The organism is Bacteroides sp. 4_1_36 (genome assembly GCF_003466325.1).
Taxonomy (GTDB): domain Bacteria; phylum Bacteroidota; class Bacteroidia; order Bacteroidales; family Bacteroidaceae; genus Bacteroides; species Bacteroides uniformis.
In genome coordinates, this window is sequence record NZ_QSOX01000044.1 from 1 (window position 1) to 6466 (window position 6466).

At 45.8% G+C, this 6466-nt stretch carries 6 protein-coding genes and 1 pseudogene; 4 read left to right on the forward strand and 3 right to left on the reverse strand.

The window, feature by feature from the left end:
- The first annotated feature begins 278 nt into the window (after nucleotides 1-278).
- The 4 genes from DXD65_RS20540 to DXD65_RS20555 all read left to right on the forward strand — a co-directional run bounded on the left by DXD65_RS20540 (nucleotide 279) and on the right by DXD65_RS20555 (nucleotide 3120).
- Nucleotides 279-1442, forward strand: a complete 1164-nt coding sequence (locus tag DXD65_RS20540) for an IS4 family transposase (RefSeq protein WP_117589776.1) — start codon at nucleotides 279-281, stop codon at nucleotides 1440-1442.
- Nucleotides 1443-1503: 61 nt separating this feature from the next.
- The gene (locus tag DXD65_RS20545; protein ID WP_233556166.1) at nucleotides 1504-2028 is read left to right on the forward strand and encodes a hypothetical protein; all 525 of its coding nucleotides are present in this window, start codon (nucleotides 1504-1506) and stop codon (nucleotides 2026-2028) included.
- A 30-nt stretch (nucleotides 2029-2058) separates the two neighbouring features.
- Complete coding sequence (locus DXD65_RS20550; protein WP_016270801.1) at nucleotides 2059-2733, forward strand: porin family protein; 675 nt, start codon at nucleotides 2059-2061, stop codon at nucleotides 2731-2733.
- A gap of 15 nt (nucleotides 2734-2748) precedes the next feature.
- The gene (locus DXD65_RS20555; RefSeq protein WP_117589777.1) at nucleotides 2749-3120 is read left to right on the forward strand and encodes a hypothetical protein; all 372 of its coding nucleotides are present in this window, start codon (nucleotides 2749-2751) and stop codon (nucleotides 3118-3120) included.
- 56 nt (nucleotides 3121-3176) lie between these two features.
- Here the strand turns inward: DXD65_RS20555 and istB are convergent, their stop codons facing one another.
- The 3 genes and pseudogenes from istB to DXD65_RS20570 all read right to left on the reverse strand — a co-directional run.
- Entirely contained in the window at nucleotides 3177-3956 is a 780-nt protein-coding gene (istB, locus tag DXD65_RS20560; RefSeq protein WP_117589778.1) for an IS21-like element helper ATPase IstB, read from the reverse strand.
- A 10-nt stretch (nucleotides 3957-3966) separates the two neighbouring features.
- A complete protein-coding gene (gene istA, locus DXD65_RS20565; protein ID WP_117589779.1) occupies nucleotides 3967-5538 on the reverse strand; it encodes an IS21 family transposase in 1572 nt (523 codons plus the stop codon).
- Nucleotides 5539-5718: 180 nt separating this feature from the next.
- Nucleotides 5719-6390 (reverse strand): annotated as a pseudogene (locus DXD65_RS20570) (DNA topoisomerase); the annotation flags it as partial.
- Between the last annotated feature and the right edge of the window lie 76 nt (nucleotides 6391-6466).

The window sequence follows — 6466 nt, forward strand, 5'->3', positions numbered from 1 at the left end:
TGAGAGGACGTTTAGACGCAAGAAGGACGCTGAAGAGCTTAGTTGCGGATTTGAGGGTAGCATGAAACATTTAAGTTTTTTGAGAAGACATGCCAATATAGTATTCTGCTTACTTTTGTGTCTTGTCTATCAGAGAGCTGAATCTAAAGAATTGTTTGAACATTAGTGTCCACTAAAAAATCATAAGAGTACTTTGAAATTATTGAAATTCAATTTGTTGTGAGCATTTTTGAGGTGCGACGATTTGAAATTAACTTTGCAGTCTGAATCAGGCTGTTATGTTAAAAGACAAGTACGTTTTTGCTCAATTAGTCAAGTTCCTCGACAATGACAAGTTTCGTCATCTTGTGGATAAGTATGATGGCGACAAATATGTGAAGAGTTATACTTGTTGGAATCAACTACTTACGCTGATGTTTGGACAACTGTCAAATCGTGAGAGCCTTCGCGATCTCATCGTGGCGATGGAAGCCCATGCAGGAAAGCTCTATCATCTCGGCATTGGCAAATCCGTGACGCGGAGTAATTTTAGCAAAGCCAACGAGCAACGCGATTACCGCATCTTTGAGGAGTTCGCTTTCTATATGATTGCGGAGGCTCGCAAGCGTAGGATACAGAAAATCTTTGAGCTTGACGGGCATGTCTATGCCTTTGACTCCACCACTATAGACTTGTGTCTATCGGTGTTTGAGTGGGCTAAGTTTCGCAAGCACAAGGGCGGAATCAAGATGCACACACTTTACGATGTAGAGGCTCAAATCCCTGCATTCGTGCATATTACCGAAGCAAAAGTCCATGATTCAAAGGCTATGCCGGAGATTCCATATGAGAAGGGCGCGCACTATATCTTCGACCGAGGCTACAACGATTTCGGCAATCTTTACACGATAAATCGTATCGGTGCGTTCTTTGTCGTCAGGGCGAAAACCAATGTCCGGTTCAAGCCTGAGACATGGAAACGGAGGCTTCCCGAGAATGTTGTCTCAGACGCAATCGGCTACTTCACGGTTTATAAAAGCTCAAAGGATTACCCGGAAAAACTCCGTAAAGGAATCTGCATCGATCCCGAGGACGGTACCAGATACATATTCCTGACCAACAATCTGACTGCTTCCGCCGAGACAATCACCGAGCTATACCGCAACCGATGGAGCGTGGAACTGTTCTTCAAATGGATCAAGCAGCATCTGCGTATCAAGAAGTTCTGGGGGACATCAGAGAATGCAGTACGCATCCAAATCTATTGTGCTATAATTACTTATTGCCTTGTTGCAATCGTACAGCACGATATGAAACTGGAACGGAGCATCTATGAAGTACTTCAGATTCTTGGAATCTCGCTGACTGACAAGACTCATCTGAGAGACCTCTTCGACAAATCGAATTTCAAAAATGTCAATGTTCTCTATGGTTCAAGTGAACCGAATTTATTTAATTTTTAACCCCGTCCATTTTTAGTGGACAGTAGTGTTGTTTGAAAACAATTCTTTAGATACTTGCTATGTGTTAGCTATTGCAAATGTCGATTTAACAACGGATTTGCAAAAAAAATATGAAGAGAGGAACATTGCAACGTCTGCGATTGTCGGATACAGCTTTAGTGATGATGAGGTGAAAATTTATTTGTTGGATGACAGGTATGATTTTGATCTGTATTCTATCCAGAAAGGAGATAGCATAACTTTACATTATCCTCATACGTCACAAGAGAAAGAGAAGAAAGCAATAGCTATACATAATCACAGTTTCCAAGAACGTATCAGAAAGAATGATAGCATCTATATTGATATTGATTTTTGGAATATTGAGAAGAAATTGAGTTTGCCCCCTTCTTTGGACGATGGCCTGTTCCTTAAATGGGAAATCGCAAAACGACGCTTTATAAAGCATATAGTAAAAGATAGCCAAGGCTTCCATAAATTAGATGTTGAGAACGAAGATGATTTACGTTTGTCCAAGCGTACATTCGGCCAGTTATATTGTATGTACATATTGGCACATAATGAGACCATGAGGCATGAAAAGTAACTTATTTGTTTTTTTATAAATGATTTTTGTATGAAGAAAATTCTATTGACATTGCTTCTCGCCCTGCCATTCTGCATGGTGGCGAAAGCACAAGATTTCAGAGTGGGAATAACGGGAGGTTACAATCTCAGTTCTCCAAGTGGTTACAAATCTCAGTCCGGTTTTCATGTCGGTGTAAAGGGAGAACTTGGTCTTCCTATAGTGACAAAAGGCCTTTACATGGACTTCGGATTGATGCTCTCTTCACATGGCTGGAAGAGTCCGGGATACTATTACGACGGTAACTATAACCCCTCTGCAGGCGAAAAACCGGACAAACCATCATCTGGCTATACTTCAGACAATAAGTGTACCCCTTACTACCTGAATATTCCCATCCATATCGGTTACAAGTTTCCCGTAGGACGGAACGTCAGTTTGTTCATCAACGCTGGACCATATTTTAACATCGGCCTGTTTGGTAAAGCAAAAGAAACCATCACTCCCGATAAGGGAACTGCCACGACAAAAGAGATGGTAGGCAATGTGTTCAGTGACAAGATGCTTAATCGCTTCGATTGGGGGCTGGGATTCCGTGCCGGAACGGAGATTGCCCGCCATATCCAGCTTTCCATTGGGTATGATTGGGGGATGAAGAATATAAACAAGAGTGGTGTGGACAACAAGAACAGGACATTTGTGGCATCTTGCGCTTATATGTTCTGAAATAGGTATTCGCAAATGACAAAAGCCATGAAAGTTTTCACGTATATCATGATGGTTGGGGCACTCTGTTGTTTGTTCTGCTACTCTAAAGAAAAAGAAGATGCACCAACAGGTGCTACATTCAATAAAACATTTGTTACTGGTTATTTGACACCCGAATCTATTGTCATATCAAAAATGAATTCAGGAATTAAAATCACGTTTAAGGGGGATTTGATTACTTCTGGTAGGAGTTTTGATGCTTTATCAATATATTACAATGATTTATCTTATAATAGATATACTATTGATGGACCACGTACGGCAATTAATGATAGTATATGGAAAAGCCACTCTACTTTGACCCTTTTGGCCAAACAGAATTTACCCACCTTGGCCATAATATGATTGACCCTTTAAAGTCCTGGTGTTAGGGGTCAATTTTATTTTACCCTTTTAATTCTCTATTTTTTATTAGATCTTAACTTGCGCATACTTTCACCGTACAACTCTATGGTATGTGCCGTATGAATGATTCGGTCAAGGATGGCGTCGGCTATTGTCGGGTCACTAACCATGTCATACCAGTTGGACGATGGGTACTGCGAGGTTATGATAGTGGATTTCCTTTCATGCCTGTCCTCTATAATTTCGAGCAGGATTGGACGTTCCTTGGTATCAAGAGGTACAAGGAACAGGTCATCAAGGATGAGCAACTGACAACGCTCAATCTTCTTGAGCTCAGTCTCAAGTGTACCTTTGACTTTGGCAACCTTCAGTGCGCCAAGTAGTTTTGGCGCATTGGCATAAAAAGTACGGAACCCCCTTTTGCATGCCTCGTGGCCAAGGGCACATGCCAGATAGCTTTTCCCTGTACCTGAAGAGCCGGTAATGAAGAGGTTCTGCCCCTTATGTACAAAGTCAAGGGTGGCGAGGCGTTCCATCTGATTGCGCTCCAGCCCCCGGTTTGTGGCATAGTCAATCTGTTCGAGATAAGCCTTGTATCGGAACGCCGCATTCTTGGTAAGCCGCGCTATGGCAGCCTGGGCACGGTAATCCCATTCTCGTGCAAGGAGCATAGAAAGGAAAGTGTCCGCAGTCATGGACTGCGGGGTGGTGCCGGCAAGGCTTTCTCTGAAAGCCTCCGCCATGCCGTGTAATTTCATGCGGCCCATTAAATCCAGTGATATGGTGTTTTGGTCCTGTTGTCCCGTTACGGGAGCTGTCTTATTATTTGTTTCCATAAATTTAGCTTTATTGTTCCTGTTTGTCTTTTCTGTAATATTCACGCCCACGTATATTTTTGTGGGTCAGTGGCATCGGGGGAGCCATGTCAGGCTGTATCCTCCCGTCCTCATCTGGAAGGAAATCCGCGTCTTCTCCCAGTTCAAGCACCTCTCGTAAGGCCTGATACCCGTATTGTAGCCTCTGGTCTGCGCAGGCGCAGGCAGCGACCAGACGGTCACGGCCATATTTTTTCTCCAGCGTCAGTATGCCCCGACAGGATCTGAATGCTTTTGGAGGATATTGCATGACATGCTCCACTTCCCGAAGATAATTCAATACGATATTGTCTATTTCCGAGGCGCGCTGGAAGAGTTCCTCCAGATCCTTGTCATAAGGGCCATAGTGTCCCGGCAGGTTGTGCTCTTTTTTCCAGGAATAGGTGTAGGGGATGTCACAGCGGTCGTGAGTGGCGACAAGGCTCATGCCACAGTAGATTTCCACCGTATCGGCATCATAGAGAATCGTCACACGCCTTCCTACATATTCCTTGGGGACACTGTAATGGTGTCTGAACAACGAAACATAAGAGTTCTTACCCACGGTCATGAGTTTTCTTTCTTTCATTACGTAACGTTTCTGGGGAAGCGGACGGAGATAGTCCTTCTCGCCACTCAGGAACATCTCCTTACGTGACATCTCCCGACCGGCCATCACCTTTTCATTGAAATCAAGCAGGGAAATGCGGATGGCGGCATTGAGTCCGTCCAGGCTGGAGAATGTCATCCCCTCTATATCAAGGTAAACGGAACGGTAGAGAAGTTTCACGGTATTCTCAACCAGGGCCTTGTCCTTGGGGTGGCGTACACGGGCAGGATAGACCGCACAGCCGTAATGCTCGGCAAAGGCGGCGAAATCATCGTTGATGACCGGCTCGTTACGGTCGCTCCGTATGACAGCCGCTTTCAGATTGTCGGGAACGATGGCCGCCGGGACGCCCTCAAAATATTGCATGGCGTTCTCACATCCCCTTATCAGGTCTTCCTTGCGCTGTGACCATACGGCTTCACAATAGGTATAATGACTGAACGGCAGGACAGCGACAAAGACCTCGGCCTTCTTCGTCTCGCCTGTCATCTCATCGACAACTTCAAGCCTGTCACCGGCAAAATCAACATACATCTGGTCTGCGGCATAGTGCTCGACATGGCCGACGACCTTGATGTGGAACTTGTACTGGCGGACAGCCCGCTTGAAGGAAGACAGTTGAAGACCGTCAGGATATTCAGCATGATACTCTTTAAACAACTTTCTGACACTCATTCCTTTGCGCGTCAGGCGGGATACATATCCGGGAAGCAAAGCCTCCAATTCAATCCTTTTGGAAGAAGGCTCCCGATGTCGGGATTCCGTACCGCCAAACATCTCATGCAACTGCTCCTCGGAGAGGGAGAGAAGCTGTTCGATGCTTTTCCCACTTGAAAGGAACAGACGTACATACTTGCGGACTGTGTTACGGGAAGTATGGAACGTGGCTGCCGTTTCCTTGATACCCATCCCAACCGCATAACATCTTAAAATGTTCTTGATTCTTTTATTCATTTGTATAGATTTTATTATTACCCCTTACACCAGGACTCGGGTTCTTAAATCTACACAAAAAATCTCTAATAACTCTTGTGTTAAGCGGTTAATGTTATTTGGGCCAAAAGGGTCAATCATATTATGGCCAAAGGGGTGAATTCTGTTTGGCCAAAAGGGTCAAAGTAGAGTGGCTTTTCCATGGAGCTGCCAGAATGCTTCGGACGTAAAGCGGCGGTTCTCCCAGTAGCGTTCACATACCATAGCCAACGTTGGTGTCTGCACCCGCCCCACGGAATACGTGCCGTGTCCGGCGGCGATGGATAACGCCTGTGTGCCGTTGATGCCCACGAGCCAGTCGGATTCGCTCCGCGCTTTGGCGGCGAGGTAGAGGTTGTCGTATTTGCTGCCGTCTTCGAGTTTCCGCAGTCCCTCGCGGATAGCTTTGTCGGTGAGAGAGCTGATCCACAGGCGCACGAAAGGAGTGGTGCAACCCGTATAGTGGTAGAGGTAGCGGAAGATAAGCTCTCCCTCGCGTCCGGCATCGGTCGCCACGATGATATGTTCGCTTGTGTCGAACAGTCTTTTGATGACTTTTATCTGCGACACCACGCCGCTGTCGGGCTTGTAACCTTTCTCCGTCCTGACCTGACGGGGGACGAGCGTGAATGTGTCGGGAATAATCGGGAGGTTGTCACGGACAAATCCGCGCACGCCGTAGCCGTCGGGCATGGCAAGCTGAACGAGGTGTCCGAATGCCCATGTCACGGCATAACCGCCTCCCTCGAAATATCCTTCCTCTCTCTTTGTCGCGCCCACGATGCGGGCGATTTCACGTGCCACGGAGGGCTTTTCTGCAATGATTGTCTTCATGTTTTCTTGCTTTTTTGTTGATACTTTGGATTTTATTTTGGATTCAGTGGCGGACACGGGATTACATTTTCATGCC